This is a genomic window from Sulfuricella sp. T08 (assembly GCF_000971475.1).
GTDB lineage: Bacteria > Pseudomonadota > Gammaproteobacteria > Burkholderiales > Sulfuricellaceae > Sulfuricella.
The window spans coordinates 95949-111745 of sequence record NZ_DF967529.1 but is presented as its reverse complement, the minus strand read 5'-3'; the positions used below and the strand labels follow the sequence as shown (position 1 = coordinate 111745).

Genomic DNA, 15797 nt, shown 5'->3' with positions numbered 1-15797 from the left:
CACTCGTTCCCGAGTAGGTCAGTGTATAAACGTGGGTCAAAATTCCATGCAAATCTCTATGGTTAGTGGGTCAGTTTTAAACGCAAATCAACAGCCCGATGGCAAACAGGCTCTTGCCTGTTCCCTTTTTACCGGTGATGACGTAATCAGTCATCAGTAGTACTTCGATGCCATGCGAAGGTGAGACATATTCCAGTCATAAATAAACCGCGCGATCTTGGCTGAAATAACCAGCGATATGCACAATCCGGTATTCGACGGCAAAAACATGGCCCCAGTCGCCGCCCAAGCCGGAAGATCGACAACCACCGTTAACACCATCGCCTTGATGGAGTAGGCGAAGGCAAGCGTAATCGAGATAGATGCAGCGATAGCCGCCGCAAGAAATATGGTCTTTTTGGCTAATGACAGGCCAAGAAGCGCAGCCAAATTGCCGATGAGACCCGCTAGCCATGCCGCGAATACGCCCATTTAATCTTCCCTTCTTGCGGTCAAAATACCGAATAGTGAATATGCCGTGAAAAGGTAAAAAGCGTACCCGGTGAAGTCGCGAATTTTTTGAACCGTCGGACACCAATCAACAGTGATCGATTTGCCAGCAAAATTGATTACAGGCGGCGCACAAGTCGCAGAAGGAATAATGGGAGACCAGTCCCAAACAAATCCATGGCTATCGGTTCCAGCTGTGGAGATACCATCTATTGCCGCCTTGTAGTCAGTGGCCGATTGATTTATTGCGGCTGCTGGAACCGTCATGCCGTTAGGTGCACCAGGTGAAGTGGTGATTTCGTTTTTAATCGCTTCGGAATTAGTCTTTAACGTGTCCGTATTAGACTTAATTGCCGTTTGTGTGGCTTCTCGGTTGTAGTCAGTCGGGAAAACAATGGGAGTCGCAGGTGCAGCCGTTCCAGATCCGGCAGCAGTTCCCGTACCCGGAACCGTAGTCCCCGAAACACCCGTAACGACCATCACGCCCTGAGCATTGGGAGCCATGTAAATATTCGTTGTCGTTGTCGTATTTGCTTGAACATTAGATACAACACGGGTAATTGTTCTGGTTCCATCCGGGTTTATAGTCACCGTTTCCCCATCACCATTGGCTTTTGTAGCTTTAGCTTGAGTACCGCTAACAGTCACACCAGCAGTTGAAAGACCGGAACATTCAGGGTCTTGAGGATCAACGGTAAATCCAGAAACAGACGCGAGGACATCACACCGACCATCAGCGGGTTTCATCACCTGAGCAGGAGAACTTAAAACACATGAAGAACCTGAAACAGCATATCCAGATGGACAGGCAGTTTCAGAAAGAGCCACGGCACAATTAGGTTGATTCGGGACATTACAGCCAATCGAATAAAGAGGAGGAGACGCCCTGTTAACCGTATCCTGAATCCATGGAGAACTACCAGGTGAATTGGCATTGAGACACGAAACAACCCCGGCCACCTGCGCGTAATAATTCGGAGGAGCACAAGCGGCCGGATAATTAGCAGAATAATGCAAAACAGGCGTAGCAGTACTAGGTGGCGAGGACGGCCCAGACCATCCAACAGGTGTAGGCAATTGAGCAGCAGTACGCACACCAAGAGGAATACCCGCAAAATTATCATCGTTGGACGTACTAGCTTGATTTTGATTCTTGAGCCACATCATGCCGGCCAAAGTACCGACCGTCAGCGCAGCCATAGCATTAGTCGCCAAAGTACCCTCAGTAAACACTGCGACAGCATAGGCAACAGCGGGGAGAATCGCACGAGCAGGAGCAGTAACGACACCCCAAAGAAAAGATGTCATAACAAAAAATATAAGAGGTTTTCTTAACAGCGTATGCATGGATTGGCCCACCATTTCCGCATTTCGTCCTGGCGCTTTTCATGCTCAACGTCCGGATTAGAAGCGCACCCTGCCAGCAGCAGGAAAATCAGAAAGCCGGCAAGGTGGCGCATTGTTGCTTAAACTGCTTTGCTGGTGCCGCGTTTGAACAGCTTGATAAGGGCGAAACCGACCGTCACGGCGGCCAGAATCGGCCAGATCGCCGCGAGAATGTCCGTCACACTACCGCTCAAAGAAGTAAAAGCGGCGGTTGCTTCCGCAGGCAAAGCAGCAGACGCAGAACCGGCAACCAGAGCACCAGCAGCAGACCCGATAACAACAACTTTTTGACCAACTGTTTTCAACATTTCCATTTTGATACCTTTCAGAGAGGTGAAACTAAGTGACGCGATCTATTGCGTTTTTAAAGACGGATAACAAGTAACCCCCCGTAAAACCGAGTACCCACGCGCCGATCAGGAACCCGAAAAATTCGATAATGTCCGCAATATTCATTGGCGATAACTCGTCATGAAACCGAGAGCAAAGACCACAAACATAAGGCCGTAAAACAACAAATCTTGAATGGCAAAGACGCTCATCAGGCCACCTTTTGGAAAGACGACAACTCCCAATATCCGGCAGGCATAGCAGCGGGTGCCAACTGGATGACCTCAACACGAGTTGCCAGCCGAGTCACGTTACAAGGCACTTTGATGTCGATACCGTAGGGCAAAAGCGCCGCACGCCAACGCTGTTTTTGCCTTAAGCAAAAATCAGGATCAGACCAAATATCGGAACCGTCGCGCCAATCCAGCGCGATCCGGCGCAGCCTAGACGGGATACCCTCAAAGGGATTGGTCTGTACGGTGTTGCGATCCAGAACCGCACTAAATTTGCCATAAATGATATTTTCCATAGTCTCGCCTTTTTCCTTCCACCCGAATGTCCACGCCCTCAAATCCTGCAAACCGTACTGTTTTAAATACCGACTTTTTAAACTGATTTCATGCCGAAGAATGCCGCTGTTAATACACCAATCCTTGACTTCTTGAGCCACGTGCGCCCCAAGTTCCATACCTTTCAAATAAAGCTTTGCGTACCAAAATTTCGATCCTTCATTCCATGACACGCCGTTGGCGTAAGTCTTGGGTAATCCCTTACCCGATGATGATGGAGCGGCAATGGCTTGACCCCCCATGTAATGCGCGACCCGTGCAGCACGTTCGTGACTGCCAGCAGCATAGTTTTTGGTAAGATCGACACGAGTAATAACCGCGCCAGTTGCGATAAATCCATCAGTGCGAGCGGAGACAACATTGCTGTTGATCTGGGTAAAGCGGGGCAAACAGAAAGTTTCAAGAAAATCGCTCGCCTTCTGGATGCACTCAAGAACAGAATAACCAAACACATTGTCAGGTCGTCCATAACGTCCAATGTTGCCCTCAAAAACGATGCGCGTACCATCACAAAGAAAACGCAATTTCGTGTCATAGCTCCCCACATGATCCAATTTTTTGCTGGTGCGGTATTCAATTTGCCCGTCAATATCGACACAAATCAGGTTGCCATTGTTAATAATCGGCAGCGTGCCGGGGGTGAAATCTTGGTAAATTGAGAGCCAATCACAAAAAACCATGAAAACCCAAGCCCCTATTCGTTTACAGCGTTTTTTGATGCAACGACACGCGACAGAAATGTCGCAGACTTTACGTGTAACTGGGACGTAAAGTCCTTTCCCGATTTGCAACTTGCCGCCAAGTTGAACAGAAAAACCGCAAAATCAAGAGGTGTCGCTTCGCGCTCAGGACGTGAAATACTCGGACGAACACCAGAACCCTTTTTTCTGGTTTCAAGAACACAAGGCGCTTCACCCAACACCAGCGGAAAAGCCGGAATATCGGCCGGAGAAATCCCGACCACATATAACCAAGTGTTCTTAAACGCCCGGTGACCAAACCAGAACTGGGGAACCGGCAGCGTAAAACCGCCGAACTCGTCACGCTGTCCAAGTCGAGGAAGTCCGGCAACTTGCCAAAGCGTCGATCCTGCAGGATGTTCAAGAACACCGCCCCAGGTGCGGACGGCATCGACGGCGAAAAACGCCAGGTCCTTCTCGTCCGGTCGAGGTTTGGCAAAATGCCGCAACCGACCCCAAGCCCTGCACGGAGGATGGGCAATAACCGGCAATCCGCCGGCGAAAGTCCGGGCATCCCGCGCCATGTCATACACATCGCAACCGTGGAAACCCTTGTAGACCGAATCCGAACGGGCAAAAAGAACCGCCACGCTTGCCAGGTCAACCGGGCAAAGGTGGCGGGAATGTTCCCGCAACAGGGCAGGGTGGCCAAGCATGATTTAGTCGACAGCGACCACAAAATGACGCGCTGTTTTAATCGTGACTTGCTCACCAGTTTCCTTATCCACCATCTTGTAACTATGGCGGGAACCGCGAGCAGCACAGATACCGCGCCACATATCGCCCACATCGGCCAGCGCCGAACCGCTTTCGACTTCGATGATGGCCGGACCGACCATTTCGTCACCGGACGGGCAGATCAAGACGGAATAATGGCGATTATTGAATTTGCGCTTGCTTTCGACTTTGCCGGAAACGAGCATTTGCAGCGGCTTAAAAGTTAAGGCGGGTTTTGCGGCAGGGGTTTGGATGGATTGCGGTTCGGCCATGATAGAAGCTCCTGAATGAATGATTATGACGTTGAGTTGGGAAACATGTCGTAATCCGACATGGCGCTTTATAACTCGGAAAACGACATGTTGTCAACGTCGAAATTCGAGGTAAACTCAAGGCACAAACAAAAACGAGGTGGAGAGATGAAACCAAGCGAATACCTGGATAAATGCAAGATCACCCTGCAAATCAAAAGCGACTACGCCTTAGCCAAGGCACTGAAAACGACCACGCCACGGATTAGCGACTACTACAAAAGCAAGGCATGGCCGGACGCCTACGCATGCGCACAGATCGCGCTGGCATTGAAGCTCGACCCGCTGGAAGTGCTGGCCGACATCGAGAGCCAGAGCGCCAAGACCGAGGAGCGCCGGGAATTCTGGCGGGGTTTTATTGGGCGTACCAAGAAGGTCGCCGCCGTCCTTCTGCTGGCGCTAACCTTTATTTCTATCTCACAGGGCGGCGGGAGTGGCGCTAATTGGGCCGCTATGGTAGCGGCAAGCGGTTTACTTTGGGTTTTGGTAGTTCGTATAATGTATATTATGTAAAATCATATACACAGAAACACCCGCATAACCACCCGTGTTGTAGCTCCCACGGAATTTCGGTAACCACTCCCGAAATTTTAGTAACCTACTCTAACCTGAGCGCGCAATCTCGGTGAAATGGCTTCTCGATTAATTGGATCGATGTCATTAAGGAACAGTTCTCTTTAAAAGAACTGGATTCTTAAATTTAAATAGAGCCAAAGCTCTTCTCACTTCAATCTTGCAAAAAAGCTCCGCGACCTCTCGATGCTCTCGGCTCAAACCTCTATTGCGTTTGCTAGCGCAGATTGGGCTCTGGTATTTATGCTAGGATGCTAAGGTATTAAGTTTCACTCATACTCATAATAAGAATGACGCCAGAATCTGCTGCCAGGGAGAACATAGATCGCCTTCTAAAGGCTGCGGGTTGGCATGTCTGCGATGCTTCCCAAGCCAATATCCACGCCAGTCGTGGTGTAGCGATTCGTGAGTTTCCTCTTCCTGGTTATGGTTTTGCGGATTACCTACTCTATATAGATGGTAAGAAGGCCTCTGGCCCGCCCAGATCAAGGCGATCCACAACCTCGAACAATCGTTGAAAGAAAACCGCCCCCGCGCCCTCATCCAGATGGCCACCGGCTCTGGCAAGACTTTCACCTCCATCAGCGCCATCTACCGGCTGATCAAGTTCGCCGGGGCGCGACGCATCCTGTTTCTGGTGGACCGCGGCAACTTGGCCGACCAGACACTCAAGGAATTCCAGCAATACGTCTCAACACCAACTTCAAAACCTGGCTAGTAGGAGCGGCGCCCCGCCGCGAAAAGCCATTCACCCAAGAACAAATCCGTTGGCTCGAAATGATCCGCGACCACATCGCTGCCAACCTTGGCATCGAGCCGGATGATTTCGAATACGCGCCCTTCGCCCAGGAAGGCGGATTGGGCAAGGTGCATCAGCTCTTCGGTGATGAACTGAATAACCTCATCGAACAACTGAACGAGACACTGGCGGCATAACGCAGCGTGTCATGCCGCCCAACTTGTAAACTCCGCTCACAAGCCATGGAACACACTGGTGAAACTTAATTCCTGGCTTTACAGATACCTGCTATGGTGCTTTAATAGGTACTCTTCTAAGTATTGGAGTTAAGCATGAACATCGTCCCCGCCCAGGAAATCAAGCGTCGCGGCATCGCCGCTGTGGATGAGGCTCTGGCGCAGGGCCCTGTACACATCATCAAGAACAACCGCCCGCAATACGTCGTGTTGACCGAAGAGCGCTACAGCGAACTGATCGAAGCCCAGGAAGAAGCCACCCTGGCCCGCATCAAGGCCTCGCTGGAAGACGCCAAAGCCGGTCGCGTCACCCGGCACAACAGCGTCGAAGCCCTCATGCAACACCTGGACAGTGAACCTGCGGCATGAGTTGGACACTGGCCACCACGGCCTTCTTCGACCGCCGTGCGCGCAAGTTCCTCACCAAACACCCCGACCTCCGGCCCCGCTTCATGGAAACCATGGCGCAATTGCGCGCCGACCCCTTCGAACCCAGCCTGCGCTTGCACCCCCTGACCGGCAAACTTCAGGGCATGCAGGCCGTTAGCCTCACCTACAGCTACCGCATCACCCTGACTGTACAAGTCACCGAACACGAAATCCTCCTGATCGACATCGGCAGCCATGACGAGGTGTACGGGTGAGCGGCGATCGCGGCATCGAACCGGATGAGTTCGAATATGCGCCCTTCGCCCAAGAAGGTGGCTTGGGCAAGGTGTATCAGCTTTTCGGCGATGAACTGAATATCCTCATTGAACAATTGAACGAGAGCTTGGCGGCATGACGACGTAACCGCCTTAATTTTGGCGGGGAAAGGGTGAAACGGACCGCCCAGAAAGGCGCCAATGCCGGCCGTGAGTTTTGGGGGTGTGTCCGGAACTGGGTTGAGGTTACCAAAATTTCAACATCAATCTTTAGTTTGTGCATTAATTTACACACGTAACACACTGTAGATAATTGAATTTTATTACGGGAATAAACTTTGGAATTTCAGCCTATGAATTCGCAAGTGGCTGAAATATTTGAGGAGGGATTACTGTTTTTTCGTTGTAGCTATAACCCGCTCACGATTCGCTCTCAACCCATTGCACGGCGAACCTGACCAGTTCCGTGGCATTCTTTAGCCCCAGTTTATCCTTGAGATTGGCGCGGTGCGCTTCAACAGTTTTCACACTGCGACTTAGCTCTGAAGCAATTTCGCTGGTTCTGAGACCCTTACCGATAAGCCGCAGAACATCAAGCTCCTTGTCGCTTAGATGGGATACTGGGGACGTTGGGGTTTCGAATCGGTTATCAATGATACGTTGCAGTATCTTCGAGCGCATTTTCTCGCTGAGATAAACTTCGCCACTCAATATATGCCTGATTGCAATCAAGACCTTTGCTGTGGCCTCCTGCTTCATGATGTAGCCTTTTGCTCCGGCCCTCAACGCTCTTTCGGCGTAGAGAGATTCATCATGCATGGAAATCACCAGAATCTGTACTTCCGGGAAACGTGAGCGCAGGATTTTGACTAGCTCGATACCGGAAATTCCCGGCAGCGACATATCTACCAGAGCGATGTCAGCGTTGCAGCAACCCTCGAGTTTAGCAATTGCCTCCAGGGCCTGATCCGCATCTCCCGCCTCGCAGCAGACTCGCATGTCGTCTTCACGATCGATGAGTTGAGCGATACCCTGCCGCACGATAGGATGGTCATCGACTATCAGTACATTGCTTTTTCTTCTGGGCTCAGTAAATACCTGATGCCGGTCAGCTAGTGGCATTATTTTTTCCTTCGTGGCCACGATATGGATATCGGTTATTGTTTTTTTTAGACTTTTTCTATTTTCGCACACTATCATGGGATCATGACATGTGAAAGTGGATTCTATTGACAGCTTCGCGTTATTTTCTGTGTTCAGAGAGGGAAATGCCATTCATGGCAGCGAAATCGGCAATCTGACCGAGCAACCTCGGCAGCATCCGGTTGGCAGCGATGACTCCTCCGTAAGGGTCGTCAGTAGGCGCGGCTTCGACCGCATCGAATACCTGGGTTGCCAATACACGGTAGCTCGTCTGCTCTACCAACTGAACGCGCAACTTCATGTGCAAGCGACTGGGTGAGGTAGTAAATTCCTGTTGCAGCAAGGTGATTTCGGTATCCAGACGCACGTCGCCCTTCACCATGCCGTCAGCGGACGTAACCGCATTGAAGCCTGTTCGCAGTTCCAGCGCGCGCACCAGGAGTGAGCCCAGCATCTTTGCTGGCGTTTCTGCCCAGCGATTTTTGGCAAAATATTCGAGCCTATGGGGCTGACGTACAAAAGCCATGCGCACGGTGTCGTAACCAGGTACTGCGCGCGGCGGACTGACAGTCAGCACGAGGGGAATGGGTTTGACCTGTACTGTGCGGTCAAATTGCGCTTCCAGCAGATAGGTGTGTACCGATTCTGCTTCAGTTGGACGCAAGCTGGAGCAGCCTGCCAGTACCAGGGCGAACAGCGCCGCGGCGATTTTGACATTCAGTTTCTTTCCAAGGAAATGTTTCAATTCTCTCCCCTCCCCTTATTCGCCAGGGCCTGGCTTAGGCTGAGGCTTGCCAAACAGCAGTGTGTTAGGGTTGCGTTCCAGTTGATCGCTGACACGGCGCAGGGAAGCGCTCAGCTCTCTCAGGTCGTCCACCAGCAACTGTATGCCCTGCAGCGTGCCGGGCACGGCAGCGGCAGTGCGGGAGGTCTCGTTGGCCAGTCGCTCGACCGCTTCGACGCTACGCCCTGCCCGTTCAATCAGGCGGCCCAGATCGGCGCTGGCACGGGCGCTGTGTTCCAGCGTTTTGGCAGCATTGTTCACGCCAGCTTCGATAGTCGCGGAACGCGCCGCCAGCACGCGCGTTACCGTATCGATCTGTGCGAGGCTGTGCTTGAAGGCACGTCGATTGTCTTCGTCCAGCACCGCATTAACATTGTCGGAGACGCGGCTGACGTTTGCCAGCAGGGTGCTCAGCGCGGTATCCATGCGCGTCATCAGCGATGGCCCAGTGCGAATCGCCGGGTATTTCTCATCGCCCTTTGGCTTCAATAGCGGGGACTGCAGGCTGCCGCCGGCAAGTTCGACGTAGGCGATACCAGTCAACCCCTGAGTGCGCAGTACTGCCACTGAATCCTCCTTGACCGGCGTGCCGCGTTCAATTTTGAGTAGCAGTCGCACCCTTTCGGAATTGGCGGGGTCCAGTGTAATATCGCTGACATTGCCGACTTCAACGCCACGGTATTTGACGGGTGCATTCAAATTCAGCCCGGAAACCGATTCGTTCATGTAAGCGTAATAAGTATCGTAAAGTTTGTAGTATCGGCCACCGGTTCCGAGCCAGAGGAGAATGGCAATCAGCGCTGCGACCAGCGTCAAGGTAAACAGCCCGACGATAGTGAAATTTACTTTCGATTCCACGTTTGCTCCCAAGCCGCACGCCCACGCGGTCCATAAAAATATTCACGCACCATGGGATGATCCGATTTGGATAGCTCCTTCATGGTGCCCTCCCCCAGCACGTGCCCCTCGCCCAGAATCGCCACCCGGTCAGCCACGCCCCATAACAGATCGAGGTCATGGGTGATCATCAGGATGGTCAGTCCGAGCAATTCTTTCAAGTGTCGCACCAATTCGTCAAGGCTGCTGGCACTCAACGGGTCGAGGCCGGCAGTGGGTTCGTCCAGGATCAGCAGTTCCGGGTCGAGTGCGATGGCACGCGCCAGAGCCGCCCGCTTGCGCATGCCGCCGGAAAGCTCGGCAGGAAATTTGGCCCCGGCGCTTTCCGGCAGTCCCACCAGAGCAATCTTGATAGCGGCGATCTCGTCGATCAATGCACCGCTCAGATCGGTGTGCTCACGCAGCGGCATTCCAACATTTTCCGCTACAGTGAGCGCGCTGAATAGTGCGCCGCGCTCGAACATGACACCCAGGCGGCGGCGCATGATCGTGGCCTGATCGCTGCCCATGCCCTGCACTTCACATCCAAACACCTTGATCGAGCCGGATTCAGGCTGCTGGAGCTGGATGATTTCGCGCAACAGAGTGGACTTTCCGCAGCCGCTGCTGCCAGCCAGTGCAAAAATTTCGCCGCGTTGAACGATTAGGTTCACGTCCTCATGCACCACCGCATTGCCAAAGCGGGTGTGAAGGTGGCGGATTTCAATAATCGGCTCGTTAGCGCCATTCATATTTTCAGCCAGCTGAGGATCACGGAAAACACGGCATCGAAAACAATTACCAGAAAAATTGACTGTACCACGCTGACTGTAGTCTGGCGGCCCACACTGTCGGCGCTGCCGCTCACCCGGAAGCCCTGAAAACAACCCACCAGTGCGATAATCGCGGCAAAAACTGGGGCCTTGCCGAGGCCAACCAGAAAAGAACTCACTTTGACGGCATCATCGAAGCGATCGAGAAAATCGGAAAAACTGACATTGAGCTGGGTTTGGGCCACGATCATTCCACCCAGCACGCCAAGGATGTCCGCGTATACCGTAAGCAATGGCAGCGCCACCAACAGCGCCAGCATTTTGGGCAGCACCAGCAGTTCCATGGGAGAGACGCCGATGGTGTGCAGGGCGTCGATTTCCTCGGTGACTTTCATGGTGCCGATCTGTGCCGCGTAAGCCGATCCGGAGCGTCCGGCAACGATGATAGCGGTCAGCAGCGGCGCCATTTCACGCAAGATGGAAAGTCCCACCAGGTCGGCCACGAAGATATTGGCGCCGTAGCGTACCAGTTGTATCGAACCTTGGTATGCGACGACCACCCCTATCAGGAAGGCCAGCAACCCGACGATGGGCAAGGCATTGAATCCCGCGATCTGCAGGTTGTACAGGATAGCTCGCCAACGGATGAGTGAGGGATGCGCCAGAGAGCGCAGCATGGCAACGGCGATTTCACCCAGAAAGGCAAGAAGTCCATTGAATTCATCCAGGTGGCGCCAAACATTGCGGCCGAGCTGATTCAGAAAGCTGTTGCGTGGCAAGCCGGGCGCGCTCTCCCCGGATGCGTGCGTTTGGATCAGCTGCAATAGTGCTTGATGCTCCGGGCACAAGCCCCGGATTGTAACGCTAAGCCCCATCCGCTCAAGCTGCCGCAGGGTGCGGAAGATCAGCCAGGCACCTGCGCTATCCAGGGCGGTAACGGCCGCGCCGTCAAAAATCACGGCGCCGGATGCAGGCCAGGCAAGTTGTGCGATATGCCGCTCCAGCAGTGGAATGCCTTGCAATGTCCACACCCCGGAGCAGCGCATGACCGCGGCCTCGTGCGCTTTTTCGAGGTTTGCTTCAGCTTTCGGTGCGAGAGTGGAGGCGCTCATGGAGGGACCTTATGAAACAACCACAGGTTGTCAAACTTCGCGGCGCTCCAGGATGGCTTGCGCCAGAGTGCCACTGTCCACGTGCTCAAGTTCGCCGCCTACCGGCAGGCCGCGCGCAATGCGACTGGCTTTTACGCCGCGCGAGCGCAGAATTTCGCCGATGTAATGAGCTGTGGCCTCACCCTCAACGGTGAAATTGGTTGCCAGTATCACCTCTTGCACCGCGCCATCAGTGGCGCGCTGGATCAGCCGGTCGAGATGAATCTCTTTTGGACCAATGCCGTCGAGCGGACTGAGCCGACCCATCAACACGAAATACAGGCCGTGGTAGCTCTGGGTCTGCTCCATCATCATCAGGTCAGCGGGCGTTTCCACCACACATAGCAGGGAGGCGTCGCGCCGCTCCGAGCGGCATAGAGAGCAGACTTCCTCCTCGGTAAAACTGTTGCACCGCCGGCAATGGCGGATAGTGTCGAGGGCATGAGTCAACGCACCAGCCAGTTTCGTTGCGCCTTTCTGGTCGCGCTGCAACAAGTGGTAGGCCATGCGCTGGGCTGATTTTGGTCCGACTCCAGGCAGGCAACGCAGAGCTTCGATCAGGTTTTCGAGGCTGGACGGCGCTTTCACTTTAGAATGGCAGCTTCATTCCCGGAGGAAGACCCAGGCCAGAGGTAAAGCCGCTCATTTTTTCCTGGGTGATAGTTTCTACACGTCGCACTGCGTCATTTACCGCGGCAGCCAGCAGGTCCTCCAGCATTTCCTTGTCTTCCCCTATCAGGCTGTCGTCGATGCTCACCCGCTTCACGTCGTGGCGGCAGGTCATCACCACCTTGACCATGCCGGCGCCAGCCTGACCTTCGACTTCGACCGAGGCCAGTTTTTCCTGCATTTTCTGCATGTTTTCCTGCATTTGCTGGGCCTGTTTCATGATATTGCCCAATCCGCCTTTCAACATCGCTCTCTCCTGTCACTATAGGGGTTTAATCGAGGATTCAATAACTTTTGCGTCGAAATTTTCGACCAGCTTGCGCACGAATGGATCCTGTTCGATCGCCTCCACTGCCAGAGACTGTTTTTCCTGTTTCTCACGGTTTTCGATCTGGGCCGGGGTATCTCCGGTTACGCTGCCCTCGGTAATGCTGAGCCTGACCGGTTCGGCAAAGTGCTCGGTCACGGCCGCCTTCAATTTGTCCTGGTAAGGCTTCTCCATCAGGTGGCGATGCTCCTGCGGCACGCAAAGCTCCAACAGACCGTTTTCAAAGGATTTCAGCTCGCAGTGCTGAGCCAGCATCTTGGCCATACCGCCCAGCTTGAGCTGGTTGACGAGGCTGTGCCAGTCGCCGGCAAAAGAGGAGATTTTTTCCAAGGGGGGATTTGTCTGGGCAGCGGGAGTAGGCGTTTCAGTCGGTCGTTCCTCTTCGCGAACAACGGGCCTGGCAGGAGGGACCAGACGTGGAGTTTCGAGGCGAGTTGCAGGCTTTGGCGCTTCCTCCAGGGTAAAAGCCAGCATCCGCAACAAAGTCATGCTGAAGCCGGCAAATTCATCCGGTGCCAGATACAAGTCGCGGCGGCCATGCAAAGCGATCTGGTAACACAACTGCACCTCATCAGCGCCGAAAAGCTGCGCCAATTCGAGCAGTTTCGCCCGTTCAGGCAGGTCCTCTCCGAGAGCCTCAGGGATAGTCTGCGCCAAGGCAACTTTGTGCAGCAGCGCGCCCAAGTCCTGCAAGGCCGCCTCAAACGACAGGCTGCGTTCTTCCATCCGTTCGGCAGCAGCAATCAGAGCCGGTCCGTCCTTGGCAGCCAAGGCGCCAAGGATTTCAAGCAGGTAGGTCTGGTCGATCGAACCCAGCATGTCGCGCACCTGAGCCTCCCCCACTTTGCCACCGCTGTAGGCGATGGCTTGATCGAGAAGAGACAGTGCGTCGCGCATGCTGCCCTGGGCGGCGCGTGCCAGAAGTTGCAATGCAGGCAGCTCGAAGGAGATGTTTTCCTGCGCCATGACGCTTTGCAGATGGCCGACAATCAACAGGGGAGGCATTTGTTTGAGATTGAATTGCAGGCAGCGTGACAGCACTGTGACTGGAATTTTCTGCGGATCGGTGGTGGCGAGGATGAATTTCACGTGTTCAGGCGGCTCTTCCAGCGTTTTCAGCATGGAATTGAAGGCCGCCTTGGAGAGCATGTGCACTTCGTCAATCAAATAAACCTTGAATCGGCCGGCGGTCGGCGCGTACTGAGCGTTGTCCAGTATCTCGCGCATATTGTCGATACCGGTGTTGGAAGCGGCGTCCAGTTCCAGCAGGTCGACAAAGCGCCCGCTGTCGATTTCGCGGCAAGCAGAACATTGTCCACATGGTGAAGAGGTAATCCCGGTTTCGCAGTTGAGCGCTTTAGCCAGTATCCTTGCCAGCGTGGTTTTGCCGACACCTCGCGTGCCCGTAAGCAGATAGGCATGGTGCAGACGTTGCTGATCCAGTGCATTGGAAAGCGCCTTGACGACGTGCTCCTGGCCCACCAGTTCAGTGAAGGTTTTGGGGCGCCATTTACGCGCCAAGACTTGGTAACTCATAAGGGAAATTGTACCAGATTCCGGCCTGCCTGGCAGAGCGCCAAGCAGTTTAGGGGTGGCGAGCCCAACCCCCGGCACTTGCAATAAATGGCTGTGGCTGCTTCCTTCCGGACCTGACCAGATTCACCACCTTGCAATGCGGGGAGGCCCGCCATAAAATCTGGCGGAGAGGGCGGGATTCGAACCCGCGTTAGGCATTAACCTAAACACGCTTTCCAGGCGTGCGACTTAAACCACTCATCCACCTCTCCGAAGAGCCGCGAAGGATAAACCAGAACCGGACTTGAATCAATATCTGAAGGAAATTAGTTTCCTTCAGAAGGCGGAGTTGCCGGTCGCATCAGCAGTGCCGGGATGGGTTTCTTCGCAGTCTGGCGCGGGTTTGCGTGAGATGTGGACGCAGGTTGAACAGTTTCTTGCTTGATAGGCGGCGTAACATAGGGCGCATCCAGCGAATTGACGGGGGGGCGTGGAGCCACATTTCTTCCTTCCCTGCTTCGTGGATGTTCCGGACGTGGCTCACGCCGCGGCCTGTCTGAGAATCCTGCTCGTGCTGCAATCTGGGCGGCCGCACCAGGTTCAAAGCCGGGCACAGTTTTTCTGGGTAATTCACGCTTCAACATGGACTCAATTTCCGCCAGCATCCTCAGTTCGTCTGCGCATACAAGCGAAATTGCTTCACCGCTGCTGCCAGCGCGTCCGGTTCTGCCAATGCGATGTACGTAATCTTCTGGCGCGTTGGGCAGGTCGAAATTCACTACATGGGGAAGTTGGTCGATATCCAGACCGCGAGCGGCGACATCGGTTGCGACGAGAACCCGAACCGTGCCTGTCTTAAACTCCGCCAGCGCCTGGGTACGTTGCTGCTGGCTCTTGTCGCCGTGAATCGCGGTGGCGCTAATTCCGTCTTTCTCCAGTTGTTGGGAGAGGCGGCTTGCGCCGTGCTTGGTTCGGCTGAATACCAGGACTTGCTGTAGATTTTCAGACTTGATCAGGTGCGCCAGCAGATCGCGCTTGCGTTCGTGGTCAACCGGATAAACCACTTGGGTGACATTCTCAGCAGCGGCATTGCGGCGTGCAACTTCGATCAGCACCGGGTCGGTGAGCAGTTGATCCGACAACTTTTTGATTTCGCCGGCGAAGGTGGCGGAAAACAGCAGGTTTTGCCGCTTTGCAGGCAATAGGGCAATGATGCGCTTGATATCGGGGAGAAAGCCCATGTCAAGCATGCGGTCTGCCTCATCCAGCACCAGGATTTCCACCTTGGACAGATTGACGGTTTTCTGCTCGACGTGGTCGAGTAAGCGACCGGGAGTCGCCACCAGGATTTCCACCCCGCCTTTCAGCGCAGCGATCTGGTCTTTAATATTGACTCCGCCGAATACCACGGTGGATTTCAACGGCAGGTATTTGCCATAAGTTTGCACGCTTTCCTCTACCTGTGCGGCCAGTTCCCTGGTTGGAGTGAGGATCAGAGCGCGTACAGGGTGCTTGGCTGGAGAAGTGCTGGTGTTGGCATGGACGCTCAGAAGCTGAAGCAAAGGGAGAGTAAAGCTGGCAGTTTTTCCGGTGCCGGTCTGGGCGCCACCCATGAGGTCGCGCCCTTCCAGGACGACCGGAATAGCTTGTTCCTGAATAGGTGTGGCCTCGGTATAGCCTTGATCGGCAACCGCACGCAACAGTTCGGCCGAGAGGCCGAGAGTTTCAAACGACATGTATTACATCTCCTAACCATCGGCCCGCAAAATATTCAGCCGGTCCAGGCAGATCGTGACAAAGTTAAAACTCGGGGTGGGGTATACT

Annotated in this window: 21 protein-coding genes, 1 tRNA gene and 1 other RNA gene; 6 read left to right on the top strand and 17 right to left on the bottom strand. The window is 54.0% G+C overall.

All coding sequences use genetic code 11. The features are described 5' to 3' along the window. Positions 1–153: 153 nt before the first annotated feature. The 6 genes from SCT_RS05995 to SCT_RS05970 form a co-directional block, all read right to left on the bottom strand. A complete protein-coding gene (locus SCT_RS05995) occupies positions 154–471 on the bottom strand; it encodes a DUF5455 family protein (protein WP_059420379.1) in 318 nt (105 codons plus the stop codon). After that, complete coding sequence (locus SCT_RS17050) at positions 472–1836, bottom strand: hypothetical protein (protein WP_144408232.1); 1365 nt, start codon at positions 1834–1836, stop codon at positions 472–474. A 119-nt stretch (positions 1837–1955) separates the two neighbouring features. Then, positions 1956–2189 (bottom strand): major coat protein, encoded by a 234-nt coding sequence (locus SCT_RS05985; protein ID WP_059420376.1) that lies wholly within the window; start codon positions 2187–2189, stop codon positions 1956–1958. 227 nt (positions 2190–2416) lie between these two features. After that, a complete protein-coding gene (locus tag SCT_RS17045) occupies positions 2417–3454 on the bottom strand; it encodes a phage/plasmid replication protein (RefSeq protein WP_144408231.1) in 1038 nt (345 codons plus the stop codon). 14 nt (positions 3455–3468) lie between these two features. Further along, on the bottom strand, positions 3469–4170 hold the full coding sequence (locus tag SCT_RS16715) for a hypothetical protein (protein ID WP_202812128.1): 702 nt from the start codon (positions 4168–4170) through the stop codon (positions 3469–3471). Positions 4171–4173: 3 nt separating this feature from the next. Next, positions 4174–4503 carry a hypothetical protein gene (locus SCT_RS05970; protein ID WP_059420371.1) on the bottom strand — a complete coding sequence of 110 codons (330 nt, stop codon included), beginning with the start codon at positions 4501–4503 and terminating at the stop codon, positions 4174–4176. A 147-nt stretch (positions 4504–4650) separates the two neighbouring features. Between SCT_RS05970 and SCT_RS05965 the strand changes: the two genes are divergently transcribed. The 6 genes from SCT_RS05965 (at position 4651) to SCT_RS16700 (ending at position 6874) form a co-directional block, all read left to right on the top strand. Beyond that, positions 4651–5055: a hypothetical protein gene (locus SCT_RS05965; RefSeq protein ID WP_059420366.1), complete on the top strand. Its 405-nt coding sequence runs from the start codon at positions 4651–4653 to the stop codon at positions 5053–5055. Positions 5056–5599: 544 nt separating this feature from the next. Next, positions 5600–5833: a DEAD/DEAH box helicase family protein gene (locus tag SCT_RS17480; protein WP_371257729.1), complete on the top strand. Its 234-nt coding sequence runs from the start codon at positions 5600–5602 to the stop codon at positions 5831–5833. Next, complete coding sequence (locus SCT_RS16705; RefSeq protein ID WP_082098211.1) at positions 5791–6051, top strand: type I restriction-modification enzyme R subunit C-terminal domain-containing protein; 261 nt, start codon at positions 5791–5793, stop codon at positions 6049–6051. Before SCT_RS17480 ends, SCT_RS16705 begins: the two co-directional genes overlap by 43 nt. Before the next feature lie 135 nt (positions 6052–6186). After that, complete coding sequence (locus SCT_RS05950) at positions 6187–6459, top strand: type II toxin-antitoxin system Phd/YefM family antitoxin (RefSeq protein WP_059420355.1); 273 nt, start codon at positions 6187–6189, stop codon at positions 6457–6459. Beyond that, a complete protein-coding gene (locus SCT_RS05945) occupies positions 6456–6734 on the top strand; it encodes a plasmid stabilization protein (RefSeq protein WP_059420350.1) in 279 nt (92 codons plus the stop codon). The genes SCT_RS05950 and SCT_RS05945 overlap by 4 nt, the downstream gene beginning before the upstream one ends. Beyond that, the gene (locus tag SCT_RS16700; RefSeq protein WP_082098210.1) at positions 6731–6874 is read left to right on the top strand and encodes a type I restriction-modification enzyme R subunit C-terminal domain-containing protein; all 144 of its coding nucleotides are present in this window, start codon (positions 6731–6733) and stop codon (positions 6872–6874) included. Before SCT_RS05945 ends, SCT_RS16700 begins: the two co-directional genes overlap by 4 nt. A 280-nt stretch (positions 6875–7154) precedes the next feature. Here SCT_RS16700 and SCT_RS05940 read toward each other — a convergent pair whose 3' ends face one another. The 11 genes from SCT_RS05940 to SCT_RS05885 all read right to left on the bottom strand — a co-directional run bounded on the left by SCT_RS05940 (position 7155) and on the right by SCT_RS05885 (position 15709). Then, a complete protein-coding gene (locus tag SCT_RS05940) occupies positions 7155–7856 on the bottom strand; it encodes a response regulator transcription factor (protein ID WP_059420346.1) in 702 nt (233 codons plus the stop codon). Between the two features lie 121 nt (positions 7857–7977). Then, the gene (locus tag SCT_RS05935) at positions 7978–8622 is read right to left on the bottom strand and encodes an ABC-type transport auxiliary lipoprotein family protein (protein WP_059420341.1); all 645 of its coding nucleotides are present in this window, start codon (positions 8620–8622) and stop codon (positions 7978–7980) included. Between the two features lie 15 nt (positions 8623–8637). Next, positions 8638–9519 (bottom strand): MlaD family protein, encoded by an 882-nt coding sequence (locus tag SCT_RS05930; protein WP_059420340.1) that lies wholly within the window; start codon positions 9517–9519, stop codon positions 8638–8640. Then, positions 9504–10289 carry an ABC transporter ATP-binding protein gene (locus SCT_RS05925; RefSeq protein ID WP_059420337.1) on the bottom strand — a complete coding sequence of 262 codons (786 nt, stop codon included), beginning with the start codon at positions 10287–10289 and terminating at the stop codon, positions 9504–9506. The genes SCT_RS05930 and SCT_RS05925 overlap by 16 nt, the downstream gene beginning before the upstream one ends. Continuing rightward, the gene (locus SCT_RS05920) at positions 10286–11422 is read right to left on the bottom strand and encodes an MlaE family lipid ABC transporter permease subunit (protein ID WP_059420334.1); all 1137 of its coding nucleotides are present in this window, start codon (positions 11420–11422) and stop codon (positions 10286–10288) included. The genes SCT_RS05925 and SCT_RS05920 overlap by 4 nt, the downstream gene beginning before the upstream one ends. Before the next feature lie 30 nt (positions 11423–11452). Continuing rightward, entirely contained in the window at positions 11453–12049 is a 597-nt protein-coding gene (recR, locus tag SCT_RS05915) for a recombination mediator RecR (protein ID WP_059420333.1), read from the bottom strand. A gap of 1 nt (position 12050) precedes the next feature. Next, positions 12051–12374, bottom strand: a complete 324-nt coding sequence (locus SCT_RS05910; RefSeq protein ID WP_189799648.1) for a YbaB/EbfC family nucleoid-associated protein — start codon at positions 12372–12374, stop codon at positions 12051–12053. An 18-nt stretch (positions 12375–12392) separates the two neighbouring features. Next, positions 12393–13994, bottom strand: coding sequence for a DNA polymerase III subunit gamma/tau (dnaX, locus tag SCT_RS05905; protein WP_059420324.1), 1602 nt, complete (start codon positions 13992–13994; stop codon positions 12393–12395). 54 nt (positions 13995–14048) lie between these two features. After that, positions 14049–14147, bottom strand: an RNA gene (ffs, locus tag SCT_RS05900) — signal recognition particle sRNA small type. 8 nt (positions 14148–14155) lie between these two features. After that, positions 14156–14245 (bottom strand) — tRNA-Ser (locus SCT_RS05890). A gap of 54 nt (positions 14246–14299) precedes the next feature. Beyond that, positions 14300–15709, bottom strand: coding sequence for a DEAD/DEAH box helicase (locus tag SCT_RS05885; RefSeq protein ID WP_059420322.1), 1410 nt, complete (start codon positions 15707–15709; stop codon positions 14300–14302). Between the last annotated feature and the right edge of the window lie 88 nt (positions 15710–15797).